Annotated in this window: 9 protein-coding genes; 7 read left to right on the top strand and 2 right to left on the bottom strand. The window is 75.4% G+C overall.

Translation table 11 applies throughout. From position 1 onward, the window contains the following. Positions 1 to 121: 121 nt before the first annotated feature. Positions 122 to 976: an NAD(P)H-binding protein gene (locus tag CKY47_RS34005; RefSeq protein ID WP_306750471.1), complete on the top strand. Its 855-nt coding sequence runs from the start codon at positions 122 to 124 to the stop codon at positions 974 to 976. A gap of 104 nt (positions 977 to 1,080) precedes the next feature. Here the strand turns inward: CKY47_RS34005 and CKY47_RS34000 are convergent, their stop codons facing one another. Further along, complete coding sequence (locus CKY47_RS34000; RefSeq protein ID WP_306750470.1) at positions 1,081 to 1,344, bottom strand: hypothetical protein; 264 nt, start codon at positions 1,342 to 1,344, stop codon at positions 1,081 to 1,083. A gap of 352 nt (positions 1,345 to 1,696) precedes the next feature. Here CKY47_RS34000 and CKY47_RS33995 point away from each other — a divergent pair, with 352 nt between their 5' ends. Continuing rightward, positions 1,697 to 2,824, top strand: coding sequence for a coiled-coil domain-containing protein (locus CKY47_RS33995; protein ID WP_306750469.1), 1,128 nt, complete (start codon positions 1,697 to 1,699; stop codon positions 2,822 to 2,824). A 539-nt stretch (positions 2,825 to 3,363) separates the two neighbouring features. On the opposite strand, the gene CKY47_RS33990 is transcribed toward CKY47_RS33995, so the two are convergent. Beyond that, the gene (locus CKY47_RS33990; protein ID WP_306750468.1) at positions 3,364 to 3,717 is read right to left on the bottom strand and encodes a hypothetical protein; all 354 of its coding nucleotides are present in this window, start codon (positions 3,715 to 3,717) and stop codon (positions 3,364 to 3,366) included. A gap of 427 nt (positions 3,718 to 4,144) precedes the next feature. On the opposite strand from CKY47_RS33990, the gene CKY47_RS33985 reads away from it, so the two are divergent. The 5 genes from CKY47_RS33985 to CKY47_RS33965 are packed head-to-tail and all read left to right on the top strand — an operon-like array spanning position 4,145 to position 22,197. Continuing rightward, entirely contained in the window at positions 4,145 to 8,758 is a 4,614-nt protein-coding gene (locus CKY47_RS33985) for a hypothetical protein (protein WP_306750467.1), read from the top strand. Beyond that, complete coding sequence (locus tag CKY47_RS33980; protein WP_306750466.1) at positions 8,755 to 12,333, top strand: DUF6603 domain-containing protein; 3,579 nt, start codon at positions 8,755 to 8,757, stop codon at positions 12,331 to 12,333. Before CKY47_RS33985 ends, CKY47_RS33980 begins: the two co-directional genes overlap by 4 nt. Further along, positions 12,330 to 16,199, top strand: coding sequence for a hypothetical protein (locus CKY47_RS33975; protein ID WP_306750464.1), 3,870 nt, complete (start codon positions 12,330 to 12,332; stop codon positions 16,197 to 16,199). The genes CKY47_RS33980 and CKY47_RS33975 overlap by 4 nt, the downstream gene beginning before the upstream one ends. Then, complete coding sequence (locus tag CKY47_RS33970) at positions 16,196 to 20,554, top strand: hypothetical protein (RefSeq protein ID WP_306750463.1); 4,359 nt, start codon at positions 16,196 to 16,198, stop codon at positions 20,552 to 20,554. The genes CKY47_RS33975 and CKY47_RS33970 overlap by 4 nt, the downstream gene beginning before the upstream one ends. Further along, positions 20,551 to 22,197, top strand: a complete 1,647-nt coding sequence (locus CKY47_RS33965; RefSeq protein WP_306750462.1) for a hypothetical protein — start codon at positions 20,551 to 20,553, stop codon at positions 22,195 to 22,197. Before CKY47_RS33970 ends, CKY47_RS33965 begins: the two co-directional genes overlap by 4 nt. The last annotated feature ends 34 nt before the right edge of the window (positions 22,198 to 22,231 follow it).

The raw sequence follows: 22,231 nt of genomic DNA, 5'->3' as shown, positions 1-22,231 counted from the left end.
CTGGATAGCCACTATCTCCTAGGTACCTACTATACCCGGGCTGTTAGCGTTCCGGTCACGCCCTCCTGCCGGCGAAACCGCTGGTGAGGGGATCGCAGGACCAACAACGAGGAGTGGGCTCGTGATCGTGGTGACCGGGGCTACCGGCAACGTGGGCCGTCCGCTGGTGCGGGCGCTGACCGAGACCGGGCAGCGGGTGACGGCCGTGTCGCGCGCCACGGCGGCCGTGCCGGAGGGTGTGCGGCACGTCGTGGCCGACCTGGAACGGCCGGAGACGCTGCGGGACGCGGTGGAGGGCGCGGACGCCCTGTTCCTGCTGGTGTCGGGAGCCGGGGCGCACCTGGACGTCGGGCGGGTCCTCGACGTCGCCCGGGCCGGCGGGGTCGGGAAGGTCGTCCTGCTGTCCTCGCAGGCCGCCGGCACGCGCCCCGACTCGGTCTCGCACGCGCCGCTTCGCGCGATCGAGGACACCGTGCGCGCCTCGGGCCTGGCGTGGACGGTGCTGCGGCCCGGCGGGTTCGCGTCCAACGCCGCCGCCTGGGCCGGGTCGATCCGCGCGGGGCGCACGGTCGCCGCGCCGTTCGGGGAGGTCGCCCTGCCGGTGGTCGACCCGGCGGACATCGCCGAGGTCGCCGCCGAGGCCCTGCGCCACGACCACCACGGCCGCGTCCACGAGCTGACCGGCCCGGAACCGGTCACGCCGAGGCAGCGCGCCGAGGCCATCGGCGACGCGCTGGGCGTGCCGGTCCGGTTCGTGGAGCAGACCCGCGAGCAGGCACGGCAGCAGATGCTGGCGTTCATGCCCGAACCGGTGGTCGAGGGCACCCTGGCCATCATCGGTGAACCGACGCCCGCCGAGCGGCGCGTGAGCCCGCACGTGCGGGAGGTCCTCGGCCGTGACCCGCGGTCCTTCGCCGACTGGGTCCGGCGCCACGTCGACCTGTTCCGCGAGGACACGATCCGCCCGTCCGGTTGATCGCGTCGGGCCCCGGCGTGTCCGTGTCCGCGGAGCCCGCCGGACCTTCCCGCCTACTGTCGGCAGCGTTCTCGAGCGAGCCCCCTTCCCATGCAGGTCTTTCGTCACGGTGACGAACTCCTGGTCGCCCTCAAAGTGCTCGATGGAAGTGGTCGCCCCTCTGAGTGCTCTGCGACACGGCTACCCCGCAGCGGCAGCTCGGCGGCCAGGTCGAACCCTGACCGCGTGCCCCGCAGGGTCGCGCCCAGCGCGTCCCGGTCCAGCTCGCTCCGCAACCGCAGTACGACCTGGACGTTGTGGATCGCCCCGGCGTCCTCGAACCGGTCGAGGAACCACAGCCGCTGCTGCGCGAGAGATGGTCGGAGCATGCGCGTTCCCTCCTGAGGTGCGTCGCATCCACCGGTCCGGTGAGCCATCCACTCGCACCGACTGCACGTGCGTGACCGTCGCCGTGCCGTCTGAACGCACCGTCAAGAACTTCCCCCGCCCGCAACGACCACGCAGGGACACCCCCCACCGCCATCGCCACCTTTCGTCACGGTGACGACCTCTCACTCCTCTGATGACACATCCGGAGCCGCAGTACCTCCCTTGCTTGCGTTAGCACATGTTACCGACATAATGTCACTTATCTCGGTAACCTTGTTGGCTGCGTTTCTGTTTCCAAAAACATGCGCGTGTTGTCGTTCTTGGAAATGGAAACGCGGCTAGCATGATCGGGTGACAGTTGCCGAGGAACCGCAGGTCGACGCCACTCCCGCCCCCCGGACCCGCCCGTGCGCGCACTGCGGACGGCCGGTGACCGCCCGCAAACCCACCGGACGCCCACCCCGCTACTGCCCGCCCGACCAGCGTGACTGCGCCGCCCGCGCCCGCGCCGAGCGGATCACCGCCCGGGCCGCCGGCACCACCGGCGGCACCGCCGCCGCACTACGCCAGAACGCGACGGAACTGGCCGGACACCTCGACGAGGTCTGGGACCCCCTCCAAGACCTCGTCGAATCCACACAGGCGTCCCGCGAACTGCTCGCGACGGTGCGGGACGACCTCATCGCCCGGGCCGAACAGGCCGACCACGCCGCCGAGCAGGCCACGAACGCACAACAGCAGGCCGAACAACGCGCCCAAGCCGCCGAAGCCGCCCGCGACGAAGCCCTCACCCAAGTCCGGGAAGCCCGCACCCAGCGCACCGAGGCCCTGCGCGCCCGCGACGCCGCCGAGCAGGCCAAGCACGACGCCCTGCGCGCCCAGGAACGCCTGCGCGCCGAACGCGACGCCGCCCGCGAGGCCGCCGAACACGCCGCCACCACCGCCGCGGCCACCGTCGACGCCGTCACCGCCACCGCCGACCAACGCGTCCGGGCCGCCACCGACGACGCGGCCGACGCCCGCGAACGAGCAGCCGGACTGCACGCCCAACTCGAAGGCCTGCGCGAACAACTCGCCGACCGGGACCGACGCCTGGCCGACGCCGAGCAGAGCACCCAGCGGCTGCGCGCCGATACCGAGCAGCGCCTAGCCCGGGCCGCCGACGACGCCGACCGCCGCCTCGAGCACACCCGCGCCCGGACCGCGGCGGAGATCGCGGCCCTGCGCGACCGGCACGAGCAGCGCGTCCTGGACCTCGGACGGCAACTGGGCGTCCAGACCGCGCGGGCCGACCGACTCCAACAGAGCCACGACCACCACCGCGCACTGCTCGACCGCATCGTCGCCACCGCCCGCACCGCCGCGGACGGCGTCGTCGGCGATGCGGATACCGAGTGCCGGGCGCACGACGCGCTGAACGCCGTCCTCGCCCTGGCCGACTCCGCGCCCGAGGAGCAGGGGGCGGCATCGGCACCGTGACCCCGTTGCTCCGTTCCGGCCTCGCGGTGGCGCACGCCGGGTGCCCTGTTGGATCTCGTGGCACCGCTGTGCGGTGGAGCCTGGCTCGGGTATCTCCGACCAGCCATGGGCCGGCTTGGTCCGGTAGTCGACCAGGGCGTCCCGCGCCGCGGGTCGTCATGGTCGGAGAGGGTGTCGGGGTGGAGTCCGGCACGAGGCCCACTGCGCCGTGGTCGGTGCCGTAGCCGTGGTTGCGCGGCTCGCCCAGGCCTCTCTGTGGTGACGGTGGCGATCGCGCCGAGGAAAGGGGCAGGCCGGCTTCGAAGGACCCGAGACCGCGACGGCGGACACGGCGAGCGCCGACGCGGCGGAACCAGCCGGCGCGGGGCGCGGAACGCGCTGGACGCCGTCATCGCCCAGCGGGAACCGGCACGGATCGCCCCCGACGTCCCGGCGACCACGTCGGAGCGCTCACCGTGATCGACCGCGCCGGGACGCGTCCCGACCAGGGGAACGGGGCTACTCGGCCGCGCCCCCCTGCTTGACGTGCACGTCGGCCTTCACGACGTTCTCCTGGACCGCCTCGGCCACCGCGCGCTCGATCTTCGCGGCGTCGGGTCCCGTTCCTGCGCGTACGCCTGGGCGAGCCGGTCGAACGCCGCGCGCAGCCCCACCAGCTCCACGGCGACGGCCTCGCGCGCCCGGTCCCGCAGCTCGTCGCGAGTCTGGATCACGCCGTCCAGCACGTCGAGGCCGTTGGTGAAGACGTCCCAGGAAACCCGTTCCCGACGTCCCGGCGGTCCCCCGCCTTGTAGGCGCGGTCGCCGGTCCGGTGGTCGCGGATCTTCGGCGGTGTGGCCGACGACGAGCCTGACCTCAGCGCCGTTGCGGCTGTTGCCGCCGTAGGTGACCACGGGTCACCGCCACCCGCCGGACCGCGTTGCCGAACCGTGCGGGACTTCGACCTGCATCGTGCGCTCCACGAGGGATCTCGGCTCCGCACCCGTCCGGGGCGGGGCACAGGGGAACCGATTGCCCCATGCCTGCCGGGCGCACCGGCACATGTCGAGCCCTTGGCGGAGCGTTACGCCCCACGGTCCCATCGGAACCCGATGGATGTGGATTTGCGCCGAATGGACGATCGTCTCCGAGGTTTCCGTTGTGGGACAAGGAAATTCACTTGACGACAGGTCAGTTGATCTTGCTGGAGCGCTCCGTGTCGACATGATCACCGCAAGTGAAAAACCTGTTCGAGGTGTAACGCGGGACCTTTTCACGGCGACCTTTGCGAGCGGGACTCATGATCAGTTGACTCCCGGGACCTAGCGACAGGCATGGTGGATGAACGATCCGGAGATCGTCTGCGGACCGGTGCTGCGGCGTGTGAGCCGCGACACCGTGACCGTGTTCGTGGCTCTGCGGAGCCCGCGCAAGGTCACGCTCCGCGTCTACTCGGGGGAGACCCCGGGAGGTGCGGGCACGGCGGCGGTGCAGTTGGGCACCGCCGAGACGACACGGCTGGGTGAGCGGCTGCACGTGGTCGCCGTCACCTCCACGGTCGTCGAAGGCGGCACCCCGGCGGACCCGGGCGCCGACCTGCGGTACCAGTTGTTCCTCGGCCCGCCCGACGGCACCGCCGCTCCGGTGCCGGACGGCGCGGCGGCCACGACGCTCTTCTCCCCCGGTGTGCTGCTGGCCGGCGGGGAGCTGAGCCCCGACCCGATGGGCGTGGTCGGGTACCCGGCGGCCGGCCGGCGGCTACCGGGATTCCAGGTGCCGCCGGACGACCCGGCCGGGCTGCGCGTGCTGCACGGCGGCGACCGCGGTCCCGACGCCGAGGGCACCGACGCCCTGGCCACCGCGGACCAGCTCGTCCGGGACGCGTTGACCGACCCCGCGACCGGCGCGCGCCCGCACCTGCTGGTGCTCACCGGCGACCAGGTGCGCACCGACGACGTCTCCGCGCTGCTGCTGGCCCTGGTGCGGGCGACCGCGGCCAAGTGGGGCCTCGCGCACGACCAGCTTCCCGGCCTCGCCGACGACGAGCAGCCGACGGTGCTCGGCACGCACCGCCGGGCCGCGCTCGCGCGCAGGATCGGGCTGCGCGCCACCGACAACCACCTGCTGTCCTTCGCCGAGCACGTCGCGCTGCACCTGCTGGTGCTGTCCGACGCCGCGTGGCCGACGATGCCGACGATCGAGCAGGTGCACCCCGACCTGGACTGGACGCGGCTGCCCGCCGAGCTGCGGGCGAAGATCGTCGCCGGCTCGCCGTACACCGCCCCCGCGGTGATCGAGGGCGAGGTCGAGCTGTTCACGGCGTACCTCCAGGCCAGGGAACGGCTGGTGGCGTTCCGCTCGTCGCTCCACCGGGCGCGTCGCGCGATGGCCAACGTGGCGGTGCTCAGCACGATGGGCGCGCACGACGCCGCACCCGGCTGGAACGCCTCGCGCGCCTCGGCGACGAAGCTGCTCGGCGATCCCGCGGGCAAGCGGGTGCTGGTCAACGCGCTGTCCGCGAACGCCGTGTTCCACGCCTGGGGCAACACCCCCGAGCAGTTCACCGGGACCGCCCCCGGAGCGCAGCTGCTCACCCGGTTGCAGACCTGGCTGACGCCCGCCGTACCCGCCGCGGCCGGCGCGGACGTGGACGGCCTGGTCGGTGCGCCGTCGGCCGCCCTGGCGCGCCCGGCGACCGCGCTGACCTACAGCTGGGCGCTCGCCCGCGACCGCTGGCAACTGCTGTTCCTGGACACCCAGACCAACCGGGGCTACCCCGTCGCCGCGGGCGACCCGCCCGCCCCGCTGCGCGACGAGGGCGTGGTGGCCGCGCTGCGGCTGCTGCCCGAACCGACCGCCACCACGGTGACGCTCGTGGTCTCGGCCGTGCCGCTGGTGCTGCCCCAGCGGCAGGAGCTGGCCCACCCGACCGCGCGACCGTACTCGTGGTCGTCCCACGCGGCCTCGCTGCACCGCACCATGACCAAGCTCACCACCGAGAAGGTCCCCGGCGGCACGGCGAAGAAGCGCACCCGCCGCGTGCTGGTGCTCACCGGTGGGCAGGGGCACGCGTCCGCCGTGCGGATGCGGTTCTCCGCCAAGGCCCCGGCCTACGACAGCGGCACCGACGCGGTCGAGGCCGTGGTCGGGCAGTTCACCGCCGCGCCGCTGCGCAACACGACCGCACTGGGCCGTCGGCTGCACGTGGCGGGCTACGACCAGCACGCCGTGCTCGCGCCCTGGCGCGACTTCGTGGGCTGGGACCAGGCCCACACCTCCGCCGCCACGACGCAGGAGCCGCTGCCGGTGGGTGTGCGGCTCACCGGCGCGGACCGCACCCCGGCGGTGTGGACGATCGCGAACAGGCCGCAGGTCGCCGAGGTCACCCCGGACCTCCGCGTCACGGTGAGCCCGCACTGGGCGTGGCGCGCCGACTACCTGCGCAGCTCCCTGCTCGCCACACCGCGGCCGGAGGACCTGCTGGAGGTGGCGGAGCAGGCCGGGCCGTGGGACGACCCCGACGAGCCGCCGCCCACCCCCGCCACCGCGCCGAAGGTGTGGAACCTCGCGCGCTACCGGTACGCCTCGCACAACCACGACCACCACCGCAACTGGTGGGCCGCCGGGTCCGAACTCGTCGGTGAGAGCGCTCTCGGCGACATCACCTTCACCGCGGTCCCGGCCCCCGCGCCCGACGCGCCGGCCACCACCCCACCGGTCGTGCCCGGCGCGGTCGCCACCGCGCACGCCGCCCAGTGGTGGTGGGCCGACGACGGTCGCGACACCGCGCGCCGCACCCGCTTCGACATCGGGTTCGAGCCCGGCTGGGGCTGGTACGACGACGACCGCTACGACGGCAGGGCGCTGCGGCGCGGCGACTTCGACGCCAGGACCGGCGTGCAGGCGTCGTACTGGGGCGTGCGGCAGAACGCCGGCACGCACGTGGCCGACCTGCGCGCGGACCTCGTCGAACTCGGCTTCCTGATCGCCGGTCGCGACCCCGCGGGCAAGTTCGACGAGCACACCCAGTGGGCCGTGCGCGAGTTCCAGATCTACGCCCGGCAGGGGAAGGGCGCGCGGGAGAAGGAGTACCCCGGCACCAAGCCGTCCCGCTACCTCGACCGCCTGGAGCCGGTGGACATCCCGACGGACTTCCGCTTCGACCGGCCGGAGGACAAGGTCACCGGCGTCGTGGACCGCAACACCCGCAGGCTGATCGGCTACTGGCTGGCCAACCGCCTGCGCTGCCCCGTGGTCATCGAGGCCATGGTGGTCAGCGCCGGCAAGCCCACCGGCGTCGCGCCGGGCGAGGGCAAGGGGAACCTGTGGCACCACACCGAACCGGGCTACGCCCCGAGCGGGGTCTGGCGCGAGTACGCCACGGACTTCACCGGCCGCTTCACCGTGCCGGAGGCCGACTCGGTGGCCCAGCCGCCATCGACGGACCCGGCGGCCGGTGAGGACAAGCGGCCCCGTCTGGTGATCCTCAGCGGCTGGTCCGACGACCTCAAGCCCCGGCCGCTGGCGCAGAGCGTCGTCCCGGAGGACCCCGACGCGGGGCCCATCACGGTGCCCGAGATCCGGGTGCAGGTCGACGGTGGGCAGTGGAGCCGCCCCGAGACCATGTGGAAGCGGCTGGAGATGAAGCCGGAGACCATGCTCACCGGCAACCCGACGGTGGCCGACCTCGTCTCGGCGATCGCCACCCCGACGGGCACGACACCCGAGGAACGGGAGGCCGCCCGCCTGGTGGGCCGCCGCAGGCTCTCGACCTACAAGGTGGTGCGCGCGGTCGCCGAGGTCGAGGCGATCGGGTTCTTCGACGGGATCAACGGCTACGACAACGCGTTCCTGTCGATGGGGCCGTGCCACTGGACGATGGGCAAGTTCAAACCGCAGCCCCCGACCCCGGCGCTGGGCGTCCCCGGTCCGCACGTCATCCGGGTCAACAAGAAGTGGGTGGTCGAGGCCGGTGAGTTCTGGGCGTTCCTGGCCCTGCTGGAGCACCTCTACCCCGAGACGTTCGAGTCGCACTTCGGCGCGGACGGGGTCCGCGCCTCCAAGAAGTGGGGGCAAAGGGGTGTCTGGGACGCCGGCGGCCGCAAGTACGTCGCCTACGCGATGCTGCCCGACGACCTGGCCCCGCGGCAGTTGGGCGCCGTCGTGCGGGAGTACGACTACTTCCACTCCTGGCACTCCTTCTACCGGATGCTCATGGCCGTGCGCACCAGCGACAACGTGCGCCGCGCGATGTACCGGTTGACGGCGCAGCGGATCTGCGACGGCTTGGCCGCCGAGTGGCCCGGCGCCCCGACGCACCTCCCGAGCAACCCCACCCCGCCACCGGTTCCCGTGCCGCCGGACACGGTCGGCGCCGACGGAGTGCCGCGCCGTCCCAAGGTCGGCGAGGTGATCACCTCCGAGTGGGGCGTCGCGCTGCTCCACCGGTGGCACGTCCTGAGCCCGTCCGGTCTGTTCAACTCGGCCTACGCCATCAACGAGCTGCGCTTCACGTACGAGTTCGCCCTGAACGGCCAGTGCCGCACCTGCGGCGAGGCCACGCGGCGGGGGCCGGTCGACCCCTGGTCGCCGAACGGGGGGCCCCGGGTCGGCCCGGACTTCACGATCGACCCGGCCGACTGGGGCGACGCGCACGAGCACGCGATGGTCGCCGGGGTGGTGCACCGCGCCAACTACCACGACAGCTCACACATGAAGAACACGATCAACGAGGTCCGGGAGTGGCCGCAGTGGTACACGGACTCCTCGATCAAGAAGGACTTCAAGCTGGAGGTCGACGACCTGCCCGTGCCCGGAGGCTCCGGCGTCGACCCCGCCGTGTTCCCGGTGAGCGAGCGGCAGCTCAAGCACGAGCGCGGGTCCTTCCTCCTCGACTCCGAGGGCCTGCCCTACCCGGAAAGCCACACCGTCCCCACCCCCGGAGGTGGCTCGTGAGCACCGACCAAGACCTGCTGACCCGCCTTTGGGCCGAGCTGCGGGAGTTCACCGAACCCCTGCTGGTGGCCGCGAACGGCCCCGAGCAGCGCGCCGAGCTGGCCCGTCGCCTCGGCTGGGACCTCGACGCCCTCGGCGACCGCCTCGGCGTCGAGGACATCGCCACCCTCGACACGCAGCTGACCACCTGGCTCGACGGCGTCCGATCCGCGCTGACCGCCGTCGAGGAGCTGCTCGACGGCGGCGTGCCGGACTCGCTGGCGGCCGCGGCGGAGCACGCCGCCGCCGTCGGCAAGGCCCTGGAGCAGCTCCGGGGCCTGCCGCAACCGTGGAAGGCCACCCTGCCGCCGTCGGTCCTCGCGCACATGGGCGAGGACCTGACCGTCCACCTCCTGGACGGCTACCTCGCCGAGCGGGCACCGCTGCTGCGCCGCGTGCTCGCGCTGCTCGGCGTGCTCGACCCCACCGGCGAGGGCCAGGCGGGCGGGCCCGACCCGGACGACGGCGGGCGACCCGTGCGGCTGCCCGAACGCCGGGCTGCGGTGCACCCGGAGCACCTGGTCGGCCTGTTCTCCGACCCACGCGCCGTGCTGACCGACGTGTACGGCTCGGGTGACGACCTCGCCGCGCTCGCCGACGCATTGTTCCCGCGGATCGCCGCCCTGCTCACCGAACTGGGCCTGACCGCCTCGTACGGCGTGAAGGCGGGCGCGGGTCCCGACATCGGCGGTGGCACCGCCGACGTCGCCGCGCACATGCTGACCGTGAGCGGCACGGCCGGGGCCGGCGACGCGAAGGCGTCCTGGGGCGTGAGCATCGCCCTGTCCCCCGACGAGTCCGGCGGTCTCGGCCTGGTCGTGGTGCCCCACGGCGAGATCGCGTTCGCCACGGCCGCCGGCGGGTGGAACCTCGGCGCGGCCGTCGGCGCAGGCGGGGCGGCGTTCGCCATCGGCTCGCACGGCCTGGTCGTGGAAACAGCGGGCACCGAGGTCGACGCGGAGCTGACCGCCGCCCGGCGCACGTCGCCCGACGGCCCGGCGCTGCGCATCGGTTCGGCGACCGGCACCCGGTTCGAGCTGGACGAATTCCTGGTGCGGTTGTTCGCGCACCTGACCGCGACCGGCTCGGACTACGGGGTGTCGGTCGGCGCGGGGAAGGCGGCGCTGGTCGTGCGGCCGGCCGCCGACGGCGACGGTTTCCTGGCCACCGCGCTCAAGGGCGTGGAGTTCCGGGTACCGATCACCGCGGCCCTGGCCTGGTCGCGCGCGGGCGGGCTGGTGCTGGGCGGCGGCGCGTCGCTGGACACCGGCGCGGTGCCGCTGCACCTCAGGCTCGGCCCGGTCACCGTCGAGGCCGTCCGCCTCGCGCTGGCCGCCTCGGTGGCCGAGCGGAGGATCGCCCTCAGCGCGTCCACCGACCTGCGGTTCGACCTCGGGCCGGTGCACGCCACCGTCGACGGCATCGGCGTGACGGGCGAGCTGACGTTCCCCGACGGTGGCGGCAACCTCGGCCCTGCACAACTCGGCGTGGACTTCAAGGCGCCGACGGGCGTGGCGCTGCGCATCGACGCCGGGGTGGTCACCGGAGCGGGTTTCCTCGCGTTCGACGAGGACGCGGGGCGCTACGCGGGCGGGGTGGACCTGGAGTTCGCCAAGGTCCGGCTCTCCGCCCTCGGGCTGCTCACCACCAAGCTGCCGGACGGCCGCTCCGGGTTCTCGCTGCTGCTCGTGGTCAACACCCGGTTCCCGCAACCCGTTCCCCTGGGCTTCGGCTTCAACCTGGCCGCGGTGGGCGGCCTGCTGGGCGTGAACCGCTCCTTCGACAAGGCGCACCTCCAGGCCGCGATCGGCGACGGCTCGCTGGCCGCGGTCCTCGCGCCCGGCGACGTCATCGGCCACGAGACCGACCTGCTCGCCCGCCTGGAGTCGATCTTCCCGGCCACGCCCGGCCGGGTCGTGTTCGGCCCCACCGCGCGGCTGACCTGGGGCACGCCCGCGATCATCACCGCCGACCTCGGCCTGGCCGTCGAGCTGCCCAAGCCCGTGCGGCTGGTGGCGGTGGGCCGGGTCAAGGTGCTGCTGCCGCACGAGAAGGCACCGGTCGTGGAGATCAACCTCGACGCGGTCGGCTTCCTGGACTTCGGCGAGGGCACGCTCGACATCGACGCCAGGCTCTACGACTCACGGGTGCTGGGGTGGACGCTCACCGGGGGCATGGCGCTGCGCGCGCGGTGGAGCGGCGACGGCGACTTCGTGCTCAGCGCGGGTGGTTTCCACCCGCGCTACGCGCCGCCGCCCGCGTTCCCGAAGCTCGCGCCGCTGGCGCTGGCAATCGGCAACCCCGGTTCGGCGGTCAGCGCCCGGTTCAGCTCCTACCTGGCGATCACCGCGAACACCCTGCAACTCGGCGGCAGGGTCGAGGTGCACGCCAAGGCCGGTTCGTTCACCGCGGACGGCGCGTTCGGCCTCGACGTGCTGGTGCAGCTGGACCCGTTCGGGTTCGAGGTGGACCTGAACGCGCTCGTCGCGGTGCGTTGGCAGGGTCACCTGCTGCTCGGTGTGGCGGCGTCGCTGTACCTGCGTGGTCCGGGTGAGTGGCACGTGCGCGGGCACGCGCGGGTGGACGTGCTGTTCCTGTCCGCCGAGGTGGCCTTCGAGAGCCGCTTCGGCCGCGCCCCCACCCCGATCGCCCCCGCCGCGCAGCCGGTGCTGTCGCTGGTCCGCGCCGCCCTGGCCTCACCCGGGGCCTGGCAGGTGGACGACACGGCCGCGCTGCCCGCGATCACCGTCCGGCCGGGCGCCGCGAGCCGCGGGCTCCTGGTGGCGCCGTCGTCGCGGATCACCGCGCGGCAGCGCGTGGCGCCGCTGGGCGGCCTGCGCCTGGACCACTTCGGCACGGCCCCGATCACCGGCGACGCGCGGATCTCCGTGACCGGGGCCGACCTGGGCGGACGCCCCGCCGAGGTGACCGAGGTGCGCGATCCGTTCGCGCGGTCCCAGTTCTTCCGGCTCGGCGACGACGAGCGGCTCGCCGCGCCGTCGTTCGAGGCGATGCCGTCCGGCGTCGCGTTCACCGCCGCCGGTGGCACCGGCGGCGCCGACACGGCGGGGACCTTCGTCGAACTGGGTTACCGCACCTCCGTCGTCGACGCCCCCGGCGCGGCACCGCGGCCGTCGGCGACCACCCGGCTCGCCGCGGCGGAACCCGACCACGTGCTGTCCGGCGACGAGCTGCTGGTGCTCGCCGGCGGCGGCGCGGCCGGCCGGGCCGCCACCCGGGACAGCGGGACGGCGCGGTTCTCCGACCCGCGGCTCGGGCTGCCGCTGACCGTGCGGGACAACGCCTACGCGGTGGTGGACGCGCGCACGCTGAGCGGTGTCGTGCGCCTGACCGCCCCCGACCACCCGGCCGCGGCGACGCGGCTGACCAGGACCGAGGCACTGGACCGGCTGCGGCACACGCCCACCGGACCGGAGCCGCTGGTCGTCGTCCCGGTGAGCGAGACCGCCGACGCGGTCGCCGCCACCGCAGAACGCCGGGCGGCACGCCCGGAGAAGGAGACGGTGTCGGCATGACGGCGCCCAGTGAGCGGCCCACCCGGTCCTCCGCACCACGACCGGCCGGCCGCCACCTGCTGTCCTGGGTGCGCGACCCGCTGGCCGCGCAGCTCAGCGAGACCGACGACGGTGCCCGTCCCGTCCCCGCTCGGGGCAGGCTGGGAACCGGCCTGATCGTCAACGGCGTCCGCGTCGCCGGCCCCGACCTGGAGCTGCACGGCCCCGGCGACGTGGTGGGACTGGACGAGCGGCAGGTCGTGCGCACCGAGCCCACCCCCGGTGCCACCGCGGCCGAGCCGGAGTACCTGGCCGCGATCGACTTCGACGACCCGGCGCTGCCGTGGCGGCTGACCCCGCTGGCCCCGCGCCCGTCGGACGGCCTGCTGAGGCCGTGGCTGGTGCTGGTCGTCGTGGACACCGGGGAGCCCGGTGTGGCGTTCGCGCCGCGCCGGGCCGACCGGCTCCCCGTGCTCACCGCCCCCGGCCGGTTGCTCCCGCCCTTGGCCGACAGCCCGGCGTGGGCGCACGCCGACGTGATCACCGCGGGTGACGAGACGGTCGAGGACGTGCTCGCCGGGCACCCCGAGCGGGCGGTGTCGCGACTGGTGTGCCCGACGCCGCTGGTGTCCGGGCGGCAGTACCTGGCGTGCCTGGTGCCGGCGTTCGCGCACGGCGTCGCGGCGGGGCTCGGCGACGAGCCCACCGGGGACACCACCGGTCCGGCGTGGCTGCCGGGCGCGGCCGAGGTGCGCCTACCGGTGTACCACTCGTGGCGGTTCACCACCGGTCCCGGCGGCGACTTCCTCTCCCTGGCCGCGAAGCTGCGCGCGACGACCCCCGGCGACGGCCGGCGACGGCTCGCCTACTGCGGCGCCGACCCCGAGCTGGACGCCGCGCTGGGCGCCGACCCGGGCATCGCACCGGTGCTGCCCGCGCTGCACCCCGCCGGGGCGACCCCCGACCGGCCGGTGCCCGCGGCGTGGCCGTTGGCCATGCGGGTGCTGCTCCAGCGCGGGGAGACCGAACTGGCCCCGCCCGTGTACCTCGGCGCGCACGCCGGGACGCCGCGCGGCCTGCCCGCCGACACCCCGCCGTGGCTGCTCACCCTCAACACCGACCCCCGGCTGCGCGCCGCGGCGGGCATCGGCGCGCAGGTCGTGCGCGAGGAGCAGGAGGCCCTGATGTCGGCCGCCTGGGCGCAGGCCGCCGCCCTCGGCCGGGCGAACGCCGAGCTGAGCCGGGGCAGCACCGCCCGCGCGGTCGGCGACAACCTGCACCGGCGCCACCTCGCGCCCACCGACCCCGTCGGGTTCGCCCGCCGGCTGGACGCCGGTGGGGCCGGGGCCGACGACGAGGCGGACGTGGTGCTGCAACGCACGGCACCGGTGCTCGACCGGCTGCCGGCGGCCACCGGGACCGTGGCCGGGGAGCTGGCCACGCAGGGCGCGGCGGCGGGCGCGGTGACGGCCGCCGCGACACGCGCCCTGCGGCCGACCACGGTGGTCGCCAGGCGGGCCGGGGCCACCCCCGCGGCACCGCTGGTGGCGCCGGTGAGCAGGTTGGCCCGGGCCGAACTGCCGCTGTTCGTACCCCCGGCCGGCGACATCGCGTACCCGACGTTCGACTGGGTGAACTTCCGCAACTTCCCGCGGCTGAGCGGTGACGCCGTCGCCGGCGCGTGGCTGTGGTGGCGGGCCTGGGCGCGGCCGGAGGCCCGGCGGCCCCTGGTCACCCCGGGCCGGCACGGCCTGATGGCCGACGTGGTGACCGCGGAGCCGAATCCCCGGGTGCCCGGTGGCCTGCTGATCACCGTGGACCGGGACCTGGCGCCGGACGGCACGTGCCGCGTGCCGGGCCCGTCCGCCTTCGAGGTGCCGCCGCCCGACGGGTTCCCCGCCGGCGCGGTGCTCGCCGCGGGCGCGCTGATCCGCGGCCGGGACAGCGAGCCGGCGCTGGCCCTGCTGTACCGGCGCGACGAGTACGTGGACGGCACGTACCCCCAGTACCGCACCCACCACCTGGTGCGGTGGATCACCAAGCTCACCCCCGCCGGGTACGGCGCCGCCTCGGGCCTCACCGAGATCGGCGCCGCGCGCTGGCAGAACACCCACCCGTACTGGTACGACGGGTCGCTGAGCCTGAGCGCCCGGCGCGTCGCGTCCGGCCCCGACGAGCTGGTCGTGTTCGTCGCCGACGAGCGCGGCGTCACCGGTATCGCGTCCCGCCCGGACGGGACGATCACGAGGGGGTTCAGCTACTTCGACGAGAGGTACCACGGTCGCCTGGCGGCCACCACCGTCGCGTGGGTGCCCCCGGCGTCCCGCGAGGAGCAATCGGAACCGACCGACGTCGTGGTGGCGTGGCTGCGCGAGGCGACCGACGGTTGGGGCGGTCCGGTGTGGGAGCTGCGCTACACCGGCATCCGGTCCTTCTTCGGCTCGCCCCGCCCCGGACAGGCGGTGACCGCTGCCACGATCGGTCCGCGGCTGGAGGGCGAGGAGAACTTCCCGTCCTTGGACCTGGTCGTCACCGAGGTCGGCGGCGGGCTCGACGCGCAGCTGCTGGCCCACGTCACCTACCCGTGCACCTCACCGCACGACGGCGGGGTGCAGTGGCGGACCGTGCAGGTGCGCGAGGTGGTCAGCGACACCGCGTTCGAGCCGCTGCCGCCGCCGGACGTGGAGCCGTGGCCCGAGGTGGCCCGGCCGGGCGACCCCGCCCCGCCGCCGCCCGGCCCGTTCCCGGGACCGCCGCCTGAGGCCCTGCCGGTGGAGCAGCTGCCCGAACCCCGGCCGGTACCGGAGAACCTGCCCGCGCCGGCGGTGATCGGCCTGCCCGCGGCCGGGCCGCGGACGCGCCGGATCGTCGGGGACGTCGACGAGACGCGACGGGCCAGGGTCGCCGCGTTCGCCGACCGGTTCGTCGTGGCGGCGGAGGCGCACCAGCGGCGGACCGTCACCGAGGTGACGGCCACCCCGGGTGACGTGTGGCACGAGGCCGACTACGAGGTGTCCTCGCTGGCCGGCGAGGTGTCGGCGGCGCTCTCACCGGGCGCGACCATCACCCGCCGGGTGCTGGACCGCATCGTGCTGGACGGGGCGACGCTGCCCGAGGCCCCGCGCGGCCTCACCGCCGACGGCGCGGAACCCGACCCGCTGCGGCCGCGGTTCTACGAGCCGGTGTTCACGCAGCCGATGTCCGGCCCTCTGCTGGAGCGGTTCGCCGAACTGGTGGCCCCCGGCGCGGACGCGCTGCCGCCCGACGGCTTGGCGCTGATGACCGGCAACGCCGAGCTCGTCGCCGCCTACCTGGCCGGCGTCAACACCGAGTTCGGCCGCGAACTGGTGTGGCGGGGCTACCCGTCCACCGGCCGGGCCACCTGGTTCCGGCGGTTCTTCGACACCCGCGGCACGACCGCGGGCGACGACGGCGACGTGCTGCCGATCGACCGGTGGGGCGACCGGGAGCTGCGCGAGGTGGCCACCGGCGCGGCGTCCGGGGACGGTGTCACCCTGCTGGTGCGCGCCGAGCTGCTGCGACGCTTCCCCAACACCGTCGTCCAGGCCGTGCCCGCCGTCCGCACCGCCGCCGGGCGCGAACCCGGCGGCCCGGCGGTCAACCCGACGGCCACCGGCGTCCTCGGCGACGACCTGGCCGTGTTCACCTTCCCGCTGGACCCGGCGGACCTGTCCGGCCACCCCGACCAGGGGGCCGCCGGCTGGTTCTTCGTGTTCGCCGAACCGCCCACCCAACCGCGGTTCGGTCCGCAGGGCGCCGCCCCGGACTGGTCCCGCCCCGGCGGTCCCACCGCCGGCGGGCTGCTGCGCCTACCGCACCGCGTGGCGATCCACGCCTCCGACCTACTCGACGGAGCCATCGCATGACCACCCCGACCTACGACTGGCGCACGGCCGTCGACACCCCCATCGCGCTGCTGCCGGTCCGCCTGGAGACGCGGTTCGTCGACACGTCGCTGCTCGTGCGCATCTACCCGGACACCCTCCACGTCGACACCCACGAGCCGCTGCTGACGGCCGACGAGGTGGCTGCCGGGCTGGCGTTCTGGCAGACCACGCGGGCGAACGACCCGCCGGAAACCGCCGACCAGGCCACCCGCGAGCGGATGGCCGGCGAAGCCGACCGGGCCTGGCACGAGCTGGCCGGCCGGTTCGGCGCGGCCCGCGCCGCCTGGGTCGCCCGCGGCACCCGCGACGGCGCACCCGCCGGCGAGCGCCGCGCCGGCACCTGGACCCGGCCACCCCTCGCCCGGCTGCTGCCCACCCGCTGGGAAATCCGCGGCCACCGGGAGGCCCGGCCCGACGACTCGGTCGCCGCGGTCTCCTGGGCGGTGACCACCTCCCCGGTCCGCCGCGACCTCGCCGTCGGCCCCGACCCGAGGGCGACCCTGACCGGGGTGCCCGCCGACGACCGGGCGCTGGTCGACCCCGGGATGCTCTGGATGGTCGACTTCGAGGAGGCCGAACGCGCGGGGATGGCCGTGCGCGTCACCACCGACGTCGACCCCGACCTGCACCGACTGGGCCTGGACCGCCTCGTGGTGGTCGGCGTCGACGAGCAGCGCGACCCCTGGCGCTCCGCCACGGCGCTGGCCGACCTGTTCGAGGCCCACCACTACACCGACGGGTTCTGCGTGCTGGAGCCCGGCACGCCCACCAATGACCCCGACGGCGCGGTGTCGGCCTCGGACCCGCGCGGCTCCGCCCGTGCCGACCACCACCGGCGGCTGGACGCCTCGAAGTACCAACCGGCGCCGCACCCGCGCGGCACCGTCGGCGGCGACCTGCTCGGCGCGCTGGGCGTGCCGTCCGGCTACGGCGGCGCGGCGGCCAGGGTGGCCGGCGGCGACCGGGTGGACCACCAGCGCGACGCCGCCGCCGCGCTGTGGTCGGCGACCTGGGGCTACTTCCTCGTCCACGTGCTCGACGGTGTTCAGGTGGACGCCGTCCGGCAGGCCCGGCGGCACTTCGTCGACCACGTCCGGCCGCGCGGGCACCTGCCGGTGGTGCGCGTCGGGGCGCAGCCCTACGGCGTGCTGCCGGTGATGGGCCGCGACGCCGCGCCCCGGCCCGGCGACACCGGTGTGCCGCGCGTGATCCGCGACGTGCTGACCAGCGTCGCCCGCCACCGGGTGCGCCGGGTGAGCGACCGCTACCACTGGCCGACGATCGGCGGCGAGGACGTCCGCGACCCGGCGACCCGCCTGGTGCAGGCGCTGGCCGTGCAGCCGATCTCGCACACCGTGCTGGGCCAGCCGGTCGTGGGGCCCGAGTACCTGGACGCGCTGAACAGGTTCGTCGTGGCGTGGCGCGAGCTGTTCGCCCGCTGGCAGCCGGTCGTCGCCGAGCAGCTGAAGGCGTTGATCCGGGGCCTGGGGCTGCCGGAGGGGCAGCCCCACCTGCGGGGTGGGATCGGACGGACCTTCCCGCTGCCGGTCGACCTCCTGCCCGCCTCGCCCGCCGCGGCGCTGCGCGAGCTGCTGGCGCTGGACCTGGGGCAGCTGCGGGACTTCGAGCCGACAGCGGGCACCTCGCTGCTGGTGCTTCTGCTGCGCCAGGCCGCGCTGGAGGAGGTCCGCACCGCGCTCATCCGCGTCGACGACGGCGATCTCCGCCACCGCGAGGCCGAGTTGCTCGACGTGGATCCGAGCCGACCGCGGCCCACGTTCTGGCAGGAGTTGGAACGGCCCGCGCCGAGTGACGTCGGTTCGGCGCGGACGCTCGGTGAGTGGCTGGTCGAGCCCTGGCCCGGCAACCCGTTCAACGAGGACTGGAAGGAGTTCCGGGCGGCGGTCGACCGGCTGGCCGGCCTCGACCGCGCCGAGTTGGGACCACTGGTCCGCGCCACCCTCGACACCGCGGCGTACCGGACCGACGCGTGGGAGACCTCGCTCGCCGCGCGGCGCCTGGCCGAGGCCCGCGCGGGCGCCGCGTCCACCGGCGCGCTGGTCGGCGGGTTCGGCTGGCTCGCCGACGTGCGGCCCGCGCGGCGCGAGGTCGCGCCCGCGCCGCAGGGCGAGCAAGCGCCGGTGTGGCGGGACCGGGCCAACGCCGGGTACGTGCTCGCGCCGTCGCTGCACCACGCGACGACGGCCGCGGTGTTGCGCGCCGGGTACGCCGCGCGCGGCGGCGGCGTCGGCGAACCCGGCGGCGGCACCCGCCCGGTCGCGGTGGACCTGTCCGCCGACCGCGTCCGGCTGGTGCGCCACCTCGTCGAGGGCGTGCAGGCGGGACAACCGCTGGCGGCTCTGCTGGGCTACCGCTTCGAGCGGGCGCTCACCACGTCCGGCGGCGGCGTCGCGGTGCGGGCCTTCCGCGCGCTCGCCCCGTTCGCCGCGCAGACCCTGGGCGGCGACGGCTCGGTGACCGAGGTGCGCGAGCCGGGCACCGTCGCCGACGGCGTCGCGCTGGAGAAGCTGTACCGGGAGAACGCCGTGCCGTGGGGGCGCGGCGTGGACCCCGCCCGCCCGGACGACCCGTCGCTGCGCCTGCCGGAGGTCGGCACGCCCGCGCACGAGGCATGCGTCGCCGCGCTCGACGAGGTGGTGGCCGCGCTGGACGCGCTCGCCGACGCCACCCTCGCCGAGGGCGTGCACCAGTTGATCGGGGGCAACGCCGTCCGCGCCGGCGCGGCACTCGACGCACTGACCAAGGGCGACATGCCGCCGCCGGACCTCGACGTGGTCCGCACGCCGCGGTCCGCCGCGGTGCAGGACCACCGCCTGCTGTTCCTCGGCAGCGCGTCCGCCGCGCACGCCGCGGCGGACGCCGCGGCGTGGACCACCGACGTCGTCCCGGCCCCCGCCCGGCCGCGCGCGCTGGCGTCCCCGACGCTCAACGGATGGGCGGCGGCGCTGCTGCCCGACCCGGCGGAGGTCGTGGTGCGCGGCCGGTGGCTGTCTCCGGAGGGCGCCGTGGTCGCCACCACCGACCTCGACCTGCGCGGGCTCGCGCTCGCGCCGCTGGACGTGGTGCTGATGACCGACGAGGAGCTGACGCGGCGCGTCCTGGAGATGTTCCGGCCCAGGAGACCGGCGGTCGAGGGGGTGTCGGAGCTGCCCGTGCTGTCGACCGGGCGCGTGCCCGGCTTCGGGCCGCCCACCCACGCCTCCGTGGACGACCTGCGTCACGCTGCGCGGGGCGTTCGGGCGCTGCTGCGCCGGGCCCGCCCGGTCCGGGGCACCGACCTGGCGCGGGACGGCGGCCTCGCGATCACCGCGGACGCCGACGAACTCGGGCGCAGGGCGACCGCCGCGCGCACCTCGCTGGCCGCCGGGCTGTCCGCGCTCCGCGCGCAGCTCGAGGCGCCGACCGGGGCCGGGCTGGCGGCGTGCCTGGACGGGCTCGCCCGCCACGGCGTGCCCGACGCCCACGCCGAGGCCGGCAGTCGGGACGCCGACTGGCTCGCGCGCACCACCGCGCGCGCCGAGGTCGCCGCCGCCGAGGCGCAGCGCAGGCTCGACGACGAAGCCGCCCTGGTCGCCCCGCCGGCTGCGGACGGTCCCGACGCGGCCGTCCGTCACCACACCGCCCGGTTGAGGGCGCTGCTGGGCGACGACTTCCCGATCGTGCCGACGTGGACCGTCGTCGCCGCCGGGCGCGCCACCCTGACCGACCTGCTCGGGCACAGCGCCGAACTGGTCGGCCCGGACCCGCTCGCCGTCGACACCTGGCTCACCCGGCTGTCCAGGGTCCGTCCTGGCGCGAAGGCGCTGCACACCGCGCTCGCGCACGCCGACGCCCTCGGCACCGGCGCCGCGTCACGACCGCTGGTCGTCGGCCAGGCACCCCGCGCGGCAGGCGACCGGTGGGCGGCCCTGCCCGGCCCCTCCGCCGGCGTCGACCGGCTGGCCGTCGCCGTGCACGCCGTGCGCGACGTCGACGCGGCGGCCCCGCTGGTCGGGCTCGTGCTCGACGAGTGGACGGAGCGGGTGCCCGCCGCCTCGGAGGTCACCGGCCTGGCCTTCAACCACGACGCTCCCGGCGCGCGGGCGCCGCAGTCGCTGTTGCTGGCCATGCCGACCGCGGCCGACGGCAGGTGGACGACCGACCAGGTATTCGCCGCCGTCGACCAGGCCTTCCACGTGGCCACCACGCGCACCGTGCCGTGGGGCGAGCTGCGCGACGGCCACTTCCTGCCCGCCACCTACGTCCCGTTCAACTCGGCCGGTGCCACCGTGAGCACCGACCTCACCTCGCCCACCCCGGGAGCGACCCAGTGACCCCATCGGTGACGACCTGGACCAGGCTCGCGCCGCGCGTGACCTCACCCGACCTGCGGGAGAGCGTCGCCGCCCGCGTCGAGGACGCCGCGTGGCTGCTGTGCCGCCAGTGGCAGCTCGGCGAGTTCGACGCCAGTGACGGCGGCTCCCCGGTCAGCGCCCGGCTGCGCGTGCAGGCCGGCGCCATCGGCGGGTTCCGCGGGCTGGGCGACGGCGCCCCGCTCGACGACTTCGAGTACCTCGACACCACGGCCATGCCGCTGGAGACGGTGGTCGAGCGCACCGTCCCCGACCCGGACGACCTGGCGCTGCGGGCCGAGGGCGGGCAGCGGTTCCTGCGCCTGCTCGGACCGCTGCGCGCCCGCTACGGCCAGCCCTTCACCGACGCGTTCCCGCTGCCCGAGATCGCGCCCGGCCCCACCGCCGACGCCGACGCGGTGGCGGAGGTGGCGTTCCTGCGCGGCCGGGTACCCGACGCCGCCGCGCTCGCCGCCGCTCTGGGTGGCACGCCGACGCTGCCCGCCGAACCGGAGGTGGCCGCCGCCGACCGGGCGGCGGTGCTGGCCGCGGCGGGCTCGTTCACCGCGTGGTGGCGAGAGCTGGTGAGCCGGCCCGGGACGAACGCGGCGAGCTGGTCGTCCCGGCGCCTGGAGCACTCCTTCGTCCTGGGCACCAGGCTCGGTGACGACGAGGTGGTCCTCGACGCACCGGAGTACCCCGGCGGCACGCTCGACTGGTACGACCTGCGCCTGTCCACGGGCGGTGAGTCGGTCCCGGCGGACACCCCGTCCCGGGATCTGGTGCGCACCGGCATGCCCAGCCCGGTCCGCTACCCGGGCATGCCCACCGACCGGTGGTGGGAGTTCGAGGACGCCCCGGTGTCCTTCGCCGGCGCCGAGACCGGCCCGAGCGACCTCGGGCGGCTGCTGGTGCTGGAGTTCGCCACCCTCTACGCCAACGACTGGTTCGTCGTGCCCGTCGAACTGCCCGTCGGCACGGTCGCGCGCGTCCGCTCCCTCGTGGTCACCGACACCTTCGGCGTCCGTACCCTGGTCGACCCGGCCGCCCGGCCGGGCTGGGACCTGTACCGCCTGCCGGGTTCCACGCCGTCGCAGTCGCTGTTCGTGCTGCCCCCGGCGCTGCCCGAGTCGCTGGAGGGCGACCCCGTCGAGGACGTGGTGTTCCTGCGCGACGAGGCGGCCAACGCGGTGTGGGCCGTCGAGCGGACCGTCGAGGGCGTGGCCGGTGTCGGCGTGGACCGGCAGGGCCGCTACGCCCCGGTGCCCGAGCCGCAGGCCGTGCCGGGGGCCGATCTGGCCTACGCGCTGCGCTCGGCCCTGCCACCGGACCACTGGGCACCCCTGCTGCCCGAGTTCCACCCGGAGGGGGCACGGCTGCGCCGGGTGCTGCTCCCCGTCCCCGGTGGTGCGCCCGCGCAGCCCGCCGGCCGCACCCTGGAGGGCACCGACTGGGTGGCCGCCGAAGAGGTCCCCCGCGACGGCGTCCGGGTGGTGCGCAGGTGGCAGTTGGCCCGTTGGACCGACGGAAGCACCCACCTGTGGCTCTCCCGCCGCAGGTCGACCGGGCGAGGCGAGGCGGACAGCGACCTGCGGCACGACATCGTCACCCGCACCGCGGACTGAGCGATCCGGTGCCGCACCCGGACCTCCCGGGTGC

The organism is Saccharothrix longispora (genome assembly GCF_030852425.1).
GTDB lineage: Bacteria > Actinomycetota > Actinomycetes > Mycobacteriales > Pseudonocardiaceae > Actinosynnema > Actinosynnema longispora.
The sequence above is the reverse complement of the archived record's forward strand: the minus strand, read 5'-3'. Positions and strand labels throughout refer to the sequence as shown.